Below are 16,268 nucleotides of genomic sequence, written 5' to 3'. Positions count from 1 at the left end.
GCGAAGCGGCCCTGAAAGCAGTCATCTCGGTGTGTCTGGCTGCTGTTCTTCAGCCATTTGGGTCTGCTACGCAGCCCAGCGGGGATAAATCCCCTCGCCACAGGTCAAGTAACATCAGCACTTATAGCGTTGACCTCTCGGCCCCTTCAGCCTAGGATTCGCTCACTGCTCAACCCCGTACGCAGAGATTAAGTTCTCTGGCCGTTGGGGTGAAAACACCGGCTTCGGCCGGTTTTTTCGTTTCTGGGGATTGAGAACAGCCCCTGAATTGAACTCACCCCTGTGGCGAGGGAGCTTGCTCCCGCTGGACTGCGCAGCAGTCCCAAAACCTGGCGCCTCGGGGTGTCAGGCAGATCGCATTCAAATTGCTTAGGGTCGCTACGCAACCCAGCGGGAGCAAGCTCCCTCGCCACAGGTTCCGTGATCGACAGCCTTCGCGCTGCCTACTCCACCAACCTCAACTCCCCATCGCAATACACCACCTCACGCCCCAACCAACCTACATCCACCTGCGGCAACACCGCCGAGGGTTTACGCAATTCACGCAGCAACGTCGAGCCGTGGGACAAACGCCCACCCATTCGCGCAATCACCGCCCGGGCGCGTTGGTAGTGGGCGTGGCGGCCAGGGTCCAACGTGTCTTCAAGCAGAATGTCCTCACCCAGAATTCCCTGGGCCTGCCCCGGATAAATCATGAAGCCGCTGGCCTGCTCGGTGCCTTCACGACCGTCCTGCCAGAAGCTGCCATCGCGGGTGCGGATGTCCGGATGCGGCGCGAACCAATGGGCTCGGTCCGCCGCCGGCATGGCGTGATGCAGGCGGAAGAACATCCGCATCAGGTTGTCGCGATACCATTCGCGCACTTGCAGGTAGTAACCGCGTAAGCCCGGCAGACCCGTCGAATGGGCAACACGAATCGCCAGGGGCCATTGTGGGAAGGCCTGCAAGGGCAACTCGGTCGGCGCCGGGCGTGGCGTCGCCGGGTCGGTTTCCCAGGGCAGGCGATGGGGGCTGTGTTCAAGGTCGTCATAGGCGGTCGGTGGGCGCCCCAACAGGTCGCCGCCGCTGCTGGCCAACGCCGTGGCGATGCACAGATTGCCTTGCACCACGAACACATAGAACCGGGTGAACCAATCGGCCAATCGCTGGCCGTCGGCGCCTTGTGTGGTCAGTTCGAACAGCTCCCGGTCGAAGCGCCGCAAGCCGTGTTCGAGCGTGAGCAGATGCCCACGAGCGATGCGTTGCATGCGCAGGAACAACGGCAGCGAACGCAGCAGGCGCAGTGGCCGCCAAGGCAGGTGCGGTGTCGCGCCGCCAACCTCGCCGGCGTAACTGCTGGCACTGATGCCCCAGTCGGCCAGCCGGGCGAGAAACAGGTCGTTGTTGATGTACGACGCGCCGCCAAACACCGCCGTGAACGGCTCGCTGTCCTGCAACACCCGCGGATCCCAACGCGCCATGATCGCCGGAATACTCGCCGCCGCGCGGCGCTGGGCGTACTCCACGAACACGCTGGGTTGCGGCGGCAGGATCTCGGCAATGTTGGCGGCGGTCAGGTGGCGGCGCCAGCCGTAGTCGCTGATCGGTCGGTATTGCAGCAGCCACAGTTGGGTGCCGTCCCAGGCCCATTCGACGTCGCCGGGTACGTAGTGGAAGACCCGCAGCACGCCTTGCAGGAAACGCCATAGCACGTCTTCGGTCAGGCCATGGGCGGGCTTGAATGTGCCGCTGCTCCATGACGCGCCGAGACGGGAAATGATCGCGCGCTCGGGGCTCACCTGACCATCGGCCAACGACTCCAGGTGACCTTCGACCCACTCCAGCTCGACGGATAGGTGGCGCACGAAGGCGATCCCGGACAACCGTGGTGTGATGAAGCGCTGGACCACCACTTCCTCGACACCCGCCGCCGTCAACTCGGCGATGCGCGCCGGCACGTTGTGCGTCGGTTCACGCAGGAAGGTGGTGCTCAGGCCCGCATTCGCTGCGTCGGCCTGGTCCTCGCCGTAGCTGGAGGAACGCACCGCCCAGATAGCGTCCGGTTGACTGTTCAGGAACGCCGGCAAGCGCGGATCATGGCAATCGTTGAGCGACAGCGCCGCAGGCACCGCCTGCCCGGCCAGTTCCGCCAGGCGCAAGCGCCCACCCTTGGTGTGCGCGACGAACCCACGCTCGCCCGACTCCAGCCATGCGGTGAACTCGGCCGGCGCATCGATCCACGGGTAGTGGCCCCAACCGGGTTTCAGGCTGATGGTCAGATCGGCACGGGCAAGAATGGCCGACCAGGCCGCCGCTTGGGCGATGCCCAGCACCTTGTCCTGATCGCCCCAGACCAGTTCGACCGGGTCGGTGATCCATTCCAGCAGCGGCAGTGCGGTGTCCGCACGCAGTTGATCCCAGAGCGGCACAAAGGCGCGGCAGCGTGCATAGCCGGCGCCCATGCGTTGGTATTGCGCGGGCGTCCAGGTCTGGCGGGAGAATTTGTGGGCAAACAGCGTCGGCTTGTTCGCCAGCAGCCAGTGAATGGTCTTGCGAATCGGCAATGGCGACATCAACGCCGGCAATCGTCGCTGCCACAAAAATGCGCCCACCGGCGCCAGCAATACGCTGCGGCAAAAGTGCCCCGGCTGGCGTTGCAGCGCATGCAGCACCAGCAACGCACTCACCCCCACCGCCATGATCGCGCTGCCCTTGACCGTCGCCGCCAGCAACGCCTGCGCATAGGCCGCCAGGTCTTCGCCGGGGGCCTGAGGGTTGTTACCAAAGCCAGGCAGCTCCAGCGGCACCACGTCGTGGTGTTGGAAATGCGGCAACGCGTCGTCCCACCAATCGGCGGCGCTACCGTTGCCGGCCAGCAGGTACATCCGGGGCTTGCTCATGGACGCTCCTCAGGCCAGGTCGCGCAAGGCAGCGTCGAGGGTCGGGTACCGGAACGTATAACCGGCCTCGACGAGACGATTGGGCACCACGCGCTGGCCGTCGAAAAACAGCTGGGCCATCTCGCCAGCCAGGGCACGCACCGGCGCGACAGGAATGTGGAACCACACCGGACGCTTGAGTACCTTGCCGACGCTTTCGGCGAACAGCGCCTGACTGACCGTTTCTGGCGCCACCAGGTTGTAGGTGCCGCTCAGGCTTTCGTCATCGAAAGCCCGGGCGATCACTTGGATGACGTCGTCGCGGTGCACCCAACTCATGATCTGCCGACCATCGCCCATCCGCCCGCCGAACCCCAGGCGAAACGGAATCAGCAACGGCAGCAACGCGCCGCCCGGGCCAAACACCACGCCCAGGCGCATCACCACCTGGCGCACGCCCAACTCCGTGGCGGGCCGGGCGGAGGCTTCCCAACGCACACAGAGTTCAGCCATGAAGCCATCACCCTGGGCGGCACTTTCATCGAGACTTTCGCTGGCGTCACGCACGCCGTAAAAACCGACGGCCGAGGCCTGTATCCACAACGCCGGTTTGTGCCGGGCGTTTTTCAACCAGGTCATCAAGGCTTCAGTGGTATTGACCCGACTGGCGATGAGTTGCGCCTGACGCTTGGGACTCCAGCGCGGCCCGGCCACCGGTGCGCCTGCCAGGTTGATCACCACATCGAAGGTTTCGTCATGGCCCAGTTTGCCCAACGCACGCAGGCACCGGGCGCGGCCGTCGAACAGATAGGCCGCTTTCAATGGATCGCGAGCCAGCACGCTGACCGTGTGCCCGGCGTCGAGCAGTTGATTGACCAGTGTCTCGCCGATAAACCCGGTGCCCCCGGTCACCAGCACGCGCTTGTAGGCGCCACCGGCAAACGGGTTGGCGGGCTTGCCCGCGCGCTGCATGCGCAAGGCCGCCAACCCGTCGCGAACCCCCGAGGCCGTGACCCCGATGGCGAACAAGGTCAGCAACCAACCGCGCCAGCCCAGGTCGATCGCGCTCAGGCCGGTCGGCAAATTCGCCCATTGCGCCAGTTGCACGCCGTACAACGCGAAGAAGGCCCCGCCGTTGACCGCCAGCACCGTGTGCATGATGCGCTCGATGGCGGGCAACTTGCGGGTCCGGTCCTCGACCACGAAATCCCAGAGCGTCAGGCCGATCTCCAGCGCGAACAGCAGCGCGATGACGATCGCCCACGTCCCCTCGAAGGCCAAGTGCGCCATGCCCAGGAACAGGATCCCGTAGAAGCACGAGCGCAGGGCGTGGATAGAGAGCTCCAGCCGGGCACTGTGGCGATAGGGCAAGGCGACGGTCAGTTCGTGGTGATACAGGGTATCCAGCGCACCGAGGATCGCTTGGGTAATCAGCAGGGTGATGGCCCAGTCCAGCAGAGAAAAGTCAGGCATGGTTTGCATCACTCGACGCGTTGTCAGTCAGGGAGGTGCGGCGGTCGTGGCGATAGAGCCAAAACAGCGGCGGCAATAAAACGAGCAGTGCCAGGCTGTCGAACCACAGGTGCGACCAGACCCGTGCCTGGGCAGAAATCAGCATGTCCTGGGGCGCCCAGAGCAAGATGCCGGCGATGATCCAACCCCAGGGCATGGCGCGCCTCAGTCGATTGCCAATGTGCACGAGGGCGAGCATGTACAACGCATAGCTTTGCAACGTGGCGCCGAACAAGGCCAGCCACCAGACCTGTTGTGCCCTGGCCGTCGCGGGCACCGCGGCGGCGCCCCAGAAGGCCTGTTCGATGTTTTGCAGGTAGCCATCGAGCAACCCGCCATGGCCTGCCCAGCTCAGGGTGATACCGGCAAGCAGATGCATCAGGGCGGCGGCATAGAGCCAAACGACCAGGGCTTTGCGAAGGGTGCTTTGAGGGACTGGCATTCCGTGTCCTGAAGGCTTGCTGGAGGGTCGCAAGTCTAATGGAAAAGGAGGTGGCTTTATCTGGCTAACGGGCCGGCCAACGATAAATAAATCCGCGCCTGAACACCTGAGGCGCTCCCCACACCCAAGCCGAACGCAATTGTGGCGAGGGGATTTATCCCCGCTGGGCTGCGCAGCAGCCCCAAATGGTTGAACACCCGCAGCCTGACACACCGAGGAGACTGGTTTCAGGGCTGCTGCGCAGCCCAACGGGGATAAATCCCCTCGCCACAGGTTCGGTGTTCCATTTCAGTAAGCAACAGGTCCTAGGAGATTTCCTTCAAGTTGTAGCGATGTTGGTGAACTTGTTCGGCTCGGGGCTCACCGCTAGTCTGGGTTTGTCACTGAAAAAACGGTGACACGGACGTGCAAGTCCGGGTAAAAGAACGCCAAATAATGCCACCAGCCATTTAATGAGCATTCGTGCCCGTGTTTTATGGCGGCTGTGTGTGGGGAGACCTTCGGGTCTGCCGAGGTTTTTTTGGTGGTTCCTACTCGGTCTTGCACACCCTCACATAGCTGCCACCCTTATATCGCGTGCAAGCGAGCTAGGGCGGCTCTGATTGAATAGGAAGCCAAAACATGTTCAAGGTAACTCCGAATCCGCCAGGAGGCCCTGGCAACTCCGACAAATCCTCAAAAACCAAAAAACTCGACGAAGCCGCCGAGCGCGCCCTCGACTACTACCTCAACCCCAAACCGGCCGATGAAGCCTCGGGTAAAACCCAAGCATCCCAACTCTTCATGGTCGCCCCGGACATCGACACCGAAACCCTGCTGGCCAATGCCTCCGAAGACCTGCTGTCCATCAGCGCCATCGCCGCCGACCTGGCGGATGACGTTGAAGGCAGCCGCCGCAGTGTCATCCTGGCGATCAGCCGCATGGCTGATGGCGTGCATTTATTGGTGGAGCGGGCGATGGATCGGCTTGAGGTTCAGGCGTCGGGCTGACGTTCCCGTGGTGGATTGAAGACCGCTTTCGCGAGCAGGCTCGCTCCCACAGGTTTTTTTGGTCGACTGAGATATCGGGATCAACGCCCGTCAACTGTGGGAGCGAGCTTGCTCGCGATGACGCCAGCCCAGACAACACGATCCCCTGTGGCGAGGGAGCTTGCTCCCGCTGGCCTGCGAAGCAGACCCCTGTGTTTCTTCTGGCTGACCGCGTTGCCGGGTTTTGCGACTGCTGCGCAGTCGAGCGGGAGCAAGCTCCCTCGCCACAGGGTGCATTCTCACCATCGATTAGCGCTGCATCCCCCAACGCTTCACCGTCACCCGCTCCAAACTGTCGAATACCAGGTTCTCCACCAGCAACCCAATCAAAATCACCACCGCCAACCCGGCAAACACCTTGTCGGTGTACAGCTCGTTGCGGTTCTGGAAGATGTACCAGCCCAGGCCACCTTTGCCACTGGTGGCGCCGAACACCAGTTCGGCGGCGATGAGGGTGCGCCAGGCGAAGGCCCAGCCGATTTTCAGCCCGGCGAGAATCGATGGCAACGCCGCCGGAATCAGGATAAACAGCACAAAACGCAGGCCCTTGAGCCCGTAGTTACGCCCAGCCATGCGCAGCGTTTCCGAGACGCCGAGAAACCCTGCATACATGTTCAACGCCAGCGCCCACAGCACCGAATGCACCAGCACGAAAATCAGGCTGTTCTGCCCCAGGCCAAACCACAGCAGCGCCAACGGCAACAGGGCGATGGCCGGCAACGGGTTGAACATCGATGTCAGGGTGCTGAGCAGGTCGCGGCCCAGTTGGGTCGACACCGCCAGGGTGGTCAGGCCGAACGCCAGGACGATGCCCAGCAGGTAGCCCTTGATCAGCACCACCAGGGAAATCCACACCTTGCCCAGCAGCTCGCCGCTGAGCAAACCGTCGTACAACGCGTTGGCGGTTTGCAGGAAGCCCGGCAGCAGCAGGTCGTTGTTCTGGTAGCGGGCCACGGCTTCCCACACCACCGCCAGCAGCAACAGGATCAGGCTCTTGCGCAGCCAGCCCTGTTGCCAGAGGCGCTGGCCGAGGGGCAGCTCGCGCTCCAGGGGGACATGGGTCAGCGGTTGCAGGTCGACTTCGTACTCTTCACGTACAGGCGATAAATGGCTCATGGAATGTTCCCCTCAGTACGCGATACGAATGTCGGTGAAATCCAGCTCACGCTCGGTTTCAAGCGGCTGGCCTTCATTGAACAACAACCCATGGATGCGCCGCGCCGTGTGCTGGAACGCCACGCCACCGAGGCTGTGCAAGTCGTATTGATGGCTGTGGACTTCGGCCCGCACACGCCCGGGGTGCGGTGACAGCAGCAGGATGCGATTGCCCACCACCAACGCCTCTTCGATCGAGTGGGTGACGAACAGCAGCGTGAAGCGCACCTCTTCCCAGAGCAGCAGCAACTCTTCCTGCATTTTGCGCCGGGTCAGGGCATCGAGGGCGGCGAAGGGCTCGTCCATCAAGAGGATTTTCGGCTGCATCGCCAGCGCCCGGGCAATCGCGACGCGCGCTTTCATGCCGCCGGACAACGTATGGGGATACGCATCGGCAAACGCCGCCAGACCAACCTTGTCCAGGTAATGCAGCGCCCGCTCCTCGGCTTCGCGACGCTTGAGCGTGCCAGACGCCAACAGCGCGAACATCAGGTTCTGCTTCACGGTTTTCCAGGGCGGCAGTTGGTCGAACTCCTGGAACACCACGATCCGGTCCGGCCCCGGCGCGTTGACGGTTTGGCCCTGCAAGCGAATCTCGCCTTCACACGGCGTGATAAAGCCGCCAATGGCCTTGAGCAAGGTGGACTTGCCGCAGCCGGAGGGGCCGAGCAATACGAAACGGTCCGCCGGATCGACTTCGAAACTTACCTGGTGCGTCGCCCGCACCACGCGTTGCGGGGTGCGGTATTCCAAACTGACATTATCCACCGACAACAACGCGGTGTCGGTGCGGGTGGCGTTGCTGGCCGCGTGGCCTTGCAATGGCGCATTCATGACAATCAGCTCCCCTGCAACGGTTTGGCATCCTGGAAGAAATAATCCTCCCATGACGCCGGTTTGTTCTTGATCGCACCGACGCGGTAAAGAAACTCGGCCAGCGGGTAAGTGTTTTTCGGGTTGACGGTGAATTCGATCTGCGGGTTATCGATGATTTTCAACAGGGTCGCCCGGTCGATCTTGGCCTTGGTCACCCGCAGGTAGGTGTCCGCCGCCGCGCCTTTGTCGTTCTGGGCGAACTCGGCCGCTTCGATCAGCGCCTCGACGAATGCCTTGTAGGTCATCGGGTTTTCATCGCGGAATTTCTCGGTGGCGAACAGCACCGTGGGCGAGTTCGGCCCGAGCACGTCATAGGAGTTGAGCACCACGTGGACGTTGGGGTTCTGCAGGGCCTGGTCCTGGAACGGCGGGTTGGAAAAGTGCCCGGTCAACTCGGTGCCGCCGGCGATCAATGCCGCCGTGGCATCCGGGTGCGGGACGGCCAAGGTGTACTTGTCGAGGCGATTGAAGTCCTTGTCGCCCCACTGCTTGGCGGCGGCGTATTGCAAGATTCGCGACTGCACTGAAACGCCCACTGCCGGCACCGCGATACGGTCCTGCTCGGTGAAGTCGGCGATGGTTTTGACCTTGGGATTGTTGCTCAACAGGTAATAGGGGAAGTTGCCCAGGGAGGCCACGGCCTTGACGTTTTGCTTGCCACGGGTGCGGTCCCAGACCGTCAACAACGGCCCGACACCAGCCCCAGCAATGTCGATAGAGCCCGACAGCAACGCATCGTTGACCGCCGCACCGCCCGACAGTTGGGTCCAGTCGACCTTGATCTCGATACCTTCCTGCTTGCCGTGCTTCTCGATCAATTGTTGATCGCGGACCACGTTCAGCAGCAGGTAAACGATGCCGAACTGCTCGGCGATCCGAATCTCGCCCTCGGCGTGGGCGCTGGCCGGCGTGACCAGGCTGCCAGCCAACAAACTGAAGCCCAGGCCTATGGCGGCGGCCAGCGGTGCAAAAGCGATGCGTTTGGACATGGTGATTCTCCAAGCTCTTTGCGCCAGGCGCAGCCGATCAGAAAGGGGCGTCGCCCTGGATGGTGGTGCGGTACAGCTTGCGGCGCAGATGGCTCGGGCAACCGGCGGCCAGGTGGATCAGCGAGCGGTTATCCCAGAACACCAGGTCATGGGGCTGCCATTGATGGCGATAGATGTTCTGCGGCAGCACGCTGTGGGCATACAGCTCGGCCAGCAGCGCTTGGCTTTCGTCCTCCGGCAAGCCGACGATGCGGGTGGTGAAGCCCTCGCTGACGAACAACGCCTTGCGCCCGGTTTCCGGGTGGGTGCGCACGATGGGATGGACGACTTCGGCAACCTGGGCCAGTTGCTCCGGCGTCAGCGTCGGGCGCCAGTTGCCTTCGAATTTGGTCTCGCTGTAGCGCGCCGTGTAAGAGTGAGCCGCCGAACGGCCTTCCACCGCTTTGCGCAACGCATCGGGCAAACCCTCCCAGGCTTTGTGCATGTCGGCAAACAGCGTGTCGCCGCCTTCGTTCGGCAATTCCTGAGCGTGGAGCATCGAGCCGAGGCTGGGGAGTTCTTTATAGGAGAGGTCCGAATGCCAGAATTTGCCGGCATCGCCGAGGCCGATGGATTGGCCGTTTTCGATGATGTTGGAGACGATGAGGATCTCCGGATGCCCGGCCAGCAGGAACTGCTTGAGCACATGGATTTGCAGCACGCCAAAACGGCGGCTGAAGGCGACGTGCTGTTCCGGGGTAATTTGCTGGTCGCGGAACACCACCACGTGATGATCCAGGTGGGCGCGGTGAATGCGGGCAAAGTCCTGGTCGTTGATCGGTCGGGACAGGTCCAACCCAATGATCTCGGCGCCAACGGCTTCGATGAACGGACGGATTTCGAACGTCTGCGGCGCGATGTTCGCGGCGCTTGGGGTAAGGGAATCCGGAGAATAAGAGACGGCTGACATACATCACTCCCACGCACGGCGCGCTTGAACAGGCGCGCACTCGATCAAAACTCACGGCGTTACCGTGTTGGTTTGTGTCGTGCGGCGCGCCGATTGGTCGGCAGGTACGCAGGGGGATGACTTTAAGGGTATAAGAAAGTTAATTTAAATATTAAAAATGCATAAGCATATGGCAGAACTTGAGGGAACGACACGGTCCTGTGGCGAGGGAGCTTGCTCCCGCTGGGTCGCGCAGCGGCCCCAAAAAAGCGATGAGCGCTGCGCACTCAAGCGGGAGCAAGCTCCCTCGCCACAAAAGCTATCCAGCCACCCATTGGCAGTTGGGGAGGGCACAGGCTTGAAAACTACCGCTCGTGCAGCGCCTCGGCCCGGGCCTTGATGATGGGCTTGAGCAGGTAGCTGAGCACGGTTTTCTTGCCGGTGATGATGTCCACCGACGCCACCATGCCCGGAATGATCAGCAGTGGTTTTTCATCAGTGCCCAGGTGGCTGCGTTCGGTGCGCAGCTTGATCACGTAGTAGGTGGTTTTCTTGTCTTCATCGGTGATGGTATCGGCGCCGATCTGTTCCAGCTTGGCTTTCATCCCACCGTAGATGGTGTAGTCGTATGCGGTGAATTTCACCGTGGCGTCCTGGCCGGGGTGCAGGAAGGCGATGTCCTGGGGACGGATTTTCGCCTCCACCAGGATGGTATCGTCCAGCGGCACGATTTCCACCAGGTCGCTGCCGGGCTGGATCACGCCGCCGATGGTGTTCACCAGCAACTTGTTGACGATGCCGCGCACGGGCGACGTCACCAAGGTCCGGCTCACCCGGTCTTCCAGGGCTTTGCCGGTGGCCTGGGCCTTGTTCAGGTCGGTGCGTGCTTCATTGAGCTGGGTCAGGGCATCGCTGCGGAACTTGCCGCGGGTCTCGTCGATCTTGCGCTGCACTTCCTTGATCGCCGATTCGGCACGCGGGATCGCCAGCGTCGTGGCGTCCAGTTGCCCACGGGTCTCGACCTCGGCGCGCTTGAGCCGCAGCACTTCCACCGGCGATACCGCGCCCTGGGCCACCAGCGGCTCGGACATGTTGATTTCCTGGCGTTGCAGCGCCAGGCCGGAGCGGTACTGCGCCTGCTTGGACACGAATTCGCGCAGTTCCTGCTGGCGCTGGATCAACTGCTCCTGCAAGCCGCCGATTTCATCGTGCAACTGCTGGCGGCGGCTGATGTACAGCGACTCCTCGCTGGCGGCCTGGCCCGGCACCGCCTTGAGCACATCGGCCGGGAAGTTCAGCGGCCGGTCATCGACCTCGGCACTCAGGCGCTCGACCCGCAACAGCATGGACAGGCGATCGGCCTCGGTTTCGCCGACATTGGAGACAAAGCGGGTGTCGTCCAGGCGAATCAACGGTGCGCCGGCTTCGACGATCTGCCCTTCCTTGACGAACAGCTCAGCGACGATGCCGCCTTCCAGGTTCTGGACTTTCTGGATCTTGGATGAGGGAATCGCCTTGCCGTCGCCCTTGGTCACTTCGTCGATCACGGCGAAGTTGGCCCACAGCGCCAGGAACACAAAGAAGCCGATGATGCCCCAGATCGTCAAGCGCACCACCCGGGGAGCGTCCTCGATCAGCGCCTTGTTGACTTCGGGCAGCGGTTGGCCGTGCAGCGAGTCGGAGCCTTTGAAGTAGCGGCCCACAGCGCCCCTGAAACCTGATTTAAGCAACACTGATCTGCCCCTTCTTCAACGCTTCCATGACGGCGGCTTTCGGGCCGTCGGCAAGGATCTGTCCACGGTCGATCACCAACAGGCGGTCCACCAACGACAGCAAGGATGCCCGGTGCGTCACCAACAACACGGTCTTGTTTTCCACCACGGCGGCCAGGCGCTGTTTCAAGCGTTCTTCCCCCGTGTTGTCCATGGCGCTGGTGGGTTCGTCCAGCAACAGGATGGGCGGGTTGAGCAGCAATGCGCGGGCCAGGGCGACGTTCTGGCGCTGGCCACCGGACAGGTTTTGTCCGCGCTCACCGACCTGCAGTTCATAGCCCTGCGGATGCAGGCGCGCGAACTCATGCACGCCCGCCAGTTCCGCGGCCTGGAGCACCAGTTCATCTTCGACGTAACGGGCGCCGGAGGTCAGGTTGTCCCGCAGGGTGCCGGCCAGCAGCTGGATGTCCTGGGGCACGTAGCCAATGTTGTAGCGCAGCTCGCTGACGTCGATCTGGCGGATATCCACGCCGTCCACTAGCAAGGCGCCGTCATCGGGTTGATAAAGCCCCACCAGCAACTTGGCCAGGGAACTCTTGCCCGAGCCGCTGCGACCGATGATGCCGATTTTCTCGCCCGGCTTGATCACCAGGTTGATGTTCTTCAGCGCGGGGTTCTGCTGGTTCGGGTAGGTGAAGTTCAACTGACGGCATTCAATGGCGCCCTGCAACACCTTGCGGCTGAGCGGGCGCTCGTCGAAATTGCGCTCCTGGGGCAGCTCCATCATCTGGTCGACGGAGGTCATGGTCACCCGCGCCTGTTGGTAGCGCGTCAGCAGGCCCGACAGCGAAGCCAACGGGCTGAGGGCACGGCCGCTGAGCATGTAGCAGGCCACCAGCCCACCCATGCTCAGGTTGCCGGCGATGATCAGGTAAACGCCGAAGACGATCATGATCACCCCGGCCAGTTGCTGGATCAGCAAGGTGATGTTCATCGCCAGGCCGGACAACATCTTCACCCGCAGTTCGAGGCGGCTGAGGGTGCCGATGGTCTGTTCCCACTGGTACTGGCGCTCGCTCTCGGCGTTGTTGACCTTCACCGCGTCCAGGCCGGCCAGGGTTTCGATCAGGCTGGATTGGCGCTCGGCGCCCAGGGCCATGGTGCGTTCCATGGTTGCCACCAAGGGCTTTTGCAAGGCGTAGCCGATCAGCAAGGCAATCGGGAATGCCAGCACCGGAATCCACACCAGGTGCCCGCCGATAATCGCAATGACCATGAAGATCAGCAGGGTGAACGGCAGGTCGATCAGGCTGGTGAGGGTCAGCGAAGCGAGGAAATCCCGCAGGCTCTGGAACTCATGGATGTTCTGGGCAAAGCTGCCGACCCGCGCCGGGCGGTATTTCATGGACATACCGACGATGCGCTCGAACAGCGTCGCCGAGATGATCAGGTCGGTTTTCTTGCCCGCCAGATCCAGACACAGGCTACGCAGCATCTTGAGGATCAGGTCGAAGACATAGGCGCCGGTGATACCAACGGCCAATACCCACAGGGTCGATTCGGCCTGGTTCGGCACCACGCGGTCGTAGACGTTCATCACGAACAGTGGCGCGGCCATGGCGATGATGTTGATCAGCAGGCTCGCGGCAATGGCATCGGCATACAGCCAGCGGGACCGCTTGAGGGTGTCGCGAAACCACGAACGCGCCCGAGGAATCAGCGTGCCGTGGTTAACGTCAAATTTATGCTGCGGCTGGGCGAAGAACACCTTGCCGCTGTAGTCATCGGCCAGCAGTTCGCGGCTGATGGTCACCTCACCGCCATCACTTTCGCTGAGCAGCAACCGCGCCTGATCGTCACCGACCCAGCCCAGCAGCACGGCACTGCGGCCGTCCTTGAGCAACAACAGCGCTGGCATGGCGATGGTCGGGATTTGTTCGAGCTTGCGTTGCAGCACCCGACCTTGCAGGCCGGCACGGGCCGCCGCGCGCGACAATAATTCGACGCTCAGCCGCTGCTTGGGCAGCGGCAGGCCGGTGGTGAGCATTGCGGCGCTGGCCGGCTTCTGATGCAGCATGCAAAGCGCCAGCAAGCCGTCCAGCAGCGGGTCGTCGTGCAGCGTGCGCGGGTCATGAACTAGTTCGACTGGACTGACTTCTGATTCCACGCTCGGCACTCTGACTGATTAAAACGGGTGGTAGGACTCAATTCATCCCAGGCAACTGAACCTTGGGCTTCATGTCGTTCTGCACAACCGATGCCAACGGCGCGACCACACCCTGGCTTTTCAACAGCTGGCCCATGGTCGCCTTGATCCGGTACTGGGTGAACAGCTGCACATTCTTGATTTCGGCCAGACGGCGGGACGCGCTGAACAGCTCGTTTTCACTGTCGAGCAAGTCGAGCAGGGTCCGCTCGCCGAGGCTGAACTGCTTCTGGTAGGCAGTGCGCACATTGGCGCTGCGATCCACGTATTGCTGGGCGACCGGCACCTGGGCGTTGGCGTTGTTCAAGGCGTTCCAGGCCAGGCCCAGCTCTTCGTTGAGCTGGCGCAGCGCGTTGTTGCGAATGTCCAGCGCCTGGTTGGACAGGTACGACTTGGATTCCAGGTCCGCCTTGTTGCTGCCGCCGGCATACAGGTTGAAACGCATGCGCAGCATGGCTTGCCATTCATTGTTGTGACCGTTCTGGCCGTCCAGGTCGTTGTCGGCCGTGCGGCCCAGCTCGGCGTCGAAGCGTGGGTAGAAGCTCGACTTGGCGGCTTCGTACTGTTGCTCGGCCGCGGCGATGTCGGCTTCGGCCGAACGCAGCACCGGGCTGTTTTCCAACATCTGGGCGCGGGCTTCGGTCAGGTTGGCCGGCAGCAACGCCAGAAAATCAGCAGGCCGCTCCAGTTGATCGGGCAGTTGGCCGACGGCGCTGAGGTAGTTGGTCTCGGCATCGGCCAGGTTGGTTTGTTCGGTGATCAGGTTGTTGCGGGCCTGGGCCATGCGCGCTTCGGCCTGGTCCATGTCGGCGCCGCTGCCCACGCCGCGGGAAGTGCGCAGCTTGATCTGGTCGAAGATGCGCTCGTGACTCTTGAGGTTTTCCTCGGCCAGGCGCACGAACTCGCGACGGGTCAGCACGTCCAGGTAGACCTGGGCCACTGTCAACCCGGTGCGCTCGGACGCGTCCAGCAACGAGTAGGCACGGGCATTGACGGTGGCTTGTTGACGCCCAACTTCGCTGGACGTCGCAAAACCGTCAAAAACCATTTGCGACAGGCGCAGGCTCGACTCGCTGCGGTTCAGGGTTTCCCAATGATTGGTCCCGCCCGACCGGGTGGTGACGCTGTCGGTGCCTTCACGGCCGTATCCGGCTGCAAGGTCCACTCTAGGCAGGTAGCCACCCTTGGCCGCCTTGAGTTGGTAATCCGCCGCAAGGCGACTGTTCACGCCGGCCTGGATTTCAGGATGGACATCCAGCGCCTGTTGCATGGCCTGCGGCAAGGTTTGTGCTTGTACGAAACTGGCGGCGAGGGCAAAAGGTAAAGCCTTGAACAGGTACAGACGCATGGTGGATTTCTTCCTGAAACACTTGTCTTGGATCACAGCGAAACGTGGCGCTGCATCGGATGATGGCAACCGGAATGACCGTATGTCGGAAAGTTCAAAACAGGAGCTGAAACACGCACTGAAAGAACAGGTCGCCGCTTAAATATCAATGTGACATTACGCCAATGATTGTTTAGGATGGCCGGCATAAGGTCAATAGTTTGGCACAAACAAAATAACTGAAAAATTATAGCCAAAATATTGACATGTAAAAGCGTCAAATAACCTTACTTTGTGAACATGAACGTCCAGACCGCTGCTGCCTACAAGCCAGCGGGTCCATGGAAGTCTACTGAGCGTGGCCCCCGGAGAGTCTTCAATGAGCAGTGTTATTGCCGTTGTCAAAAGCATTGTTGGTCAGGTTTTCGTCGTATCCCCTGAGGGCATCCGGCGCGTACTCATTGAAGGTGATCGCTTGTACACGGGCGATCAGTTGGACACTGGCCCTTCCGGCGCCGTCACATTGGATCTGGCCGACGGCCGCACCCTGGACCTGGGCCGCGATACCCAGTGGAGCGCCAATGCCCCGGACTCGTCCACCGATCTTGAACAGGCCACAGCCCAGGCTGCGCCGTCAGTAGAAGAGCTGCAACAAGCCATCGCCGCCGGCGTCGACCCGACGACCGCCCTGGAAGCCACCGCCGCCGGCGCCACTGCCGCAGGTACGGGCGGTGCCGCCGGTGGCGGCCACAGCTTTGTGGTGCTGGATGCCACCGCTGGTAGTGTCGACCCTACTGTCGGTTTCCCAACTGAAGGTCTCGCTGCGGCTGCCGCCACCGACAACAACATCCTGGGTGGCGATACTACGGATACAACCGCCAACGCCGTGCTCAATGCGACGATGACCCTGAGCGCTACGCCAACCCTGACCGAAGCCGGCGGCGTGCTGGTCTATACCGCGACCGTGACCCAGGCCCCGCAGACGGCCCTGACCGTGACCTTGTCCAACGGCGCGGTCATCGTGATCCCGGCGGGTCAGCTGACCGGTAGCGTCAACGTTCCACTCGCGCCGAATGACACTGTTTACAACGACCCAAGCCAGATCAGCGTGACCGTCACTGGCACCACCGGTGGCACTGGTATTGCCGTGACCGTGCCCACCACGCCGGCCGTGACCCAGATCACCGACACCATCGACACCACCACCGTCACCCTGACGGCGGGCAACACCGTG

Annotated in this window: 13 protein-coding genes; 3 read left to right on the top strand and 10 right to left on the bottom strand. The window is 62.2% G+C overall.

Going from position 1 to position 16,268, the window contains the following annotated elements; genetic code table 11:
* Positions 1 to 443: 443 nt before the first annotated feature.
* The 3 genes from V7773_RS29615 to V7773_RS29605 are packed head-to-tail and all read right to left on the bottom strand — an operon-like array spanning position 444 to position 4,812.
* Complete coding sequence (locus tag V7773_RS29615; RefSeq protein WP_336076420.1) at positions 444 to 2,879, bottom strand: PEP-utilizing enzyme; 2,436 nt, start codon at positions 2,877 to 2,879, stop codon at positions 444 to 446.
* A 9-nt stretch (positions 2,880 to 2,888) separates the two neighbouring features.
* Positions 2,889 to 4,331, bottom strand: a complete 1,443-nt coding sequence (locus V7773_RS29610; RefSeq protein ID WP_336076419.1) for a TIGR01777 family oxidoreductase — start codon at positions 4,329 to 4,331, stop codon at positions 2,889 to 2,891.
* Complete coding sequence (locus tag V7773_RS29605) at positions 4,324 to 4,812, bottom strand: cell division protein (protein WP_336076418.1); 489 nt, start codon at positions 4,810 to 4,812, stop codon at positions 4,324 to 4,326. The genes V7773_RS29610 and V7773_RS29605 overlap by 8 nt, the downstream gene beginning before the upstream one ends.
* 621 nt (positions 4,813 to 5,433) lie before the next feature.
* Here V7773_RS29605 and V7773_RS29600 point away from each other — a divergent pair.
* Complete coding sequence (locus tag V7773_RS29600; protein WP_063323476.1) at positions 5,434 to 5,802, top strand: DUF6124 family protein; 369 nt, start codon at positions 5,434 to 5,436, stop codon at positions 5,800 to 5,802.
* Between the two features lie 288 nt (positions 5,803 to 6,090).
* Here V7773_RS29600 and V7773_RS29595 read toward each other — a convergent pair whose 3' ends face one another.
* From V7773_RS29595 to V7773_RS29565, 7 genes are all read right to left on the bottom strand, one after another.
* Positions 6,091 to 6,957, bottom strand: coding sequence for an ABC transporter permease (locus V7773_RS29595; protein ID WP_063323477.1), 867 nt, complete (start codon positions 6,955 to 6,957; stop codon positions 6,091 to 6,093).
* Between the two features lie 12 nt (positions 6,958 to 6,969).
* Positions 6,970 to 7,830: an ABC transporter ATP-binding protein gene (locus V7773_RS29590; protein WP_336076417.1), complete on the bottom strand. Its 861-nt coding sequence runs from the start codon at positions 7,828 to 7,830 to the stop codon at positions 6,970 to 6,972.
* A 5-nt stretch (positions 7,831 to 7,835) separates the two neighbouring features.
* Positions 7,836 to 8,861, bottom strand: a complete 1,026-nt coding sequence (locus V7773_RS29585) for an ABC transporter substrate-binding protein (RefSeq protein ID WP_336076416.1) — start codon at positions 8,859 to 8,861, stop codon at positions 7,836 to 7,838.
* Positions 8,862 to 8,898: 37 nt separating this feature from the next.
* Positions 8,899 to 9,810 (bottom strand): TauD/TfdA dioxygenase family protein, encoded by a 912-nt coding sequence (locus tag V7773_RS29580; protein WP_336076415.1) that lies wholly within the window; start codon positions 9,808 to 9,810, stop codon positions 8,899 to 8,901.
* Positions 9,811 to 10,154: 344 nt separating this feature from the next.
* On the bottom strand, positions 10,155 to 11,522 hold the full coding sequence (locus tag V7773_RS29575; RefSeq protein ID WP_336076414.1) for an HlyD family type I secretion periplasmic adaptor subunit: 1,368 nt from the start codon (positions 11,520 to 11,522) through the stop codon (positions 10,155 to 10,157).
* Positions 11,512 to 13,668: a type I secretion system permease/ATPase gene (locus V7773_RS29570; protein ID WP_092222176.1), complete on the bottom strand. Its 2,157-nt coding sequence runs from the start codon at positions 13,666 to 13,668 to the stop codon at positions 11,512 to 11,514. Before V7773_RS29570 ends, V7773_RS29575 begins: the two co-directional genes overlap by 11 nt.
* A gap of 37 nt (positions 13,669 to 13,705) precedes the next feature.
* Positions 13,706 to 15,055 (bottom strand): TolC family outer membrane protein, encoded by a 1,350-nt coding sequence (locus V7773_RS29565; RefSeq protein WP_092151074.1) that lies wholly within the window; start codon positions 15,053 to 15,055, stop codon positions 13,706 to 13,708.
* Here V7773_RS29565 and V7773_RS29560 point away from each other — a divergent pair.
* The gene (locus V7773_RS29560) at positions 15,054 to 15,197 is read left to right on the top strand and encodes a hypothetical protein (protein ID WP_161951741.1); all 144 of its coding nucleotides are present in this window, start codon (positions 15,054 to 15,056) and stop codon (positions 15,195 to 15,197) included. The genes V7773_RS29565 and V7773_RS29560 overlap by 2 nt on opposite strands.
* A gap of 216 nt (positions 15,198 to 15,413) precedes the next feature.
* A partial coding sequence (locus tag V7773_RS29555) for a retention module-containing protein (protein ID WP_336076413.1) occupies positions 15,414 to 16,268 on the top strand: 855 nt, incomplete at its 3' end.

It is taken from the genome of Pseudomonas sp. 3JA, assembly GCF_036961705.1.
Taxonomy (GTDB): Bacteria; Pseudomonadota; Gammaproteobacteria; order Pseudomonadales; family Pseudomonadaceae; genus Aquipseudomonas; species Aquipseudomonas fluorescens_Q.
This window is presented reverse-complemented; position numbering and strand designations above follow the sequence as displayed.

Excerpts from the sequence above, each read along its gene's own strand:
- V7773_RS29615 (WP_336076420.1), bottom strand. The coding sequence starts at position 2,879 with ATGAGCAAGCCCCGGATGTACCTGCTGGCCGGCAACGGTAGCGCCGCC.
- V7773_RS29610 (WP_336076419.1), bottom strand. The coding sequence starts at position 4,331 with ATGCCTGACTTTTCTCTGCTGGACTGGGCCATCACCCTGCTGATTACC.
- V7773_RS29605 (WP_336076418.1), bottom strand. The coding sequence starts at position 4,812 with ATGCCAGTCCCTCAAAGCACCCTTCGCAAAGCCCTGGTCGTTTGGCTC.
- V7773_RS29600 (WP_063323476.1), top strand. The coding sequence starts at position 5,434 with ATGTTCAAGGTAACTCCGAATCCGCCAGGAGGCCCTGGCAACTCCGAC.
- V7773_RS29595 (WP_063323477.1), bottom strand. The coding sequence starts at position 6,957 with ATGAGCCATTTATCGCCTGTACGTGAAGAGTACGAAGTCGACCTGCAA.
- V7773_RS29590 (WP_336076417.1), bottom strand. The coding sequence starts at position 7,830 with ATGAATGCGCCATTGCAAGGCCACGCGGCCAGCAACGCCACCCGCACC.
- V7773_RS29585 (WP_336076416.1), bottom strand. The coding sequence starts at position 8,861 with ATGTCCAAACGCATCGCTTTTGCACCGCTGGCCGCCGCCATAGGCCTG.
- V7773_RS29580 (WP_336076415.1), bottom strand. The coding sequence starts at position 9,810 with ATGTCAGCCGTCTCTTATTCTCCGGATTCCCTTACCCCAAGCGCCGCG.
- V7773_RS29560 (WP_161951741.1), top strand. The coding sequence starts at position 15,054 with ATGGTGGATTTCTTCCTGAAACACTTGTCTTGGATCACAGCGAAACGT.
- V7773_RS29565 (WP_092151074.1), bottom strand. The coding sequence starts at position 15,055 with ATGCGTCTGTACCTGTTCAAGGCTTTACCTTTTGCCCTCGCCGCCAGT.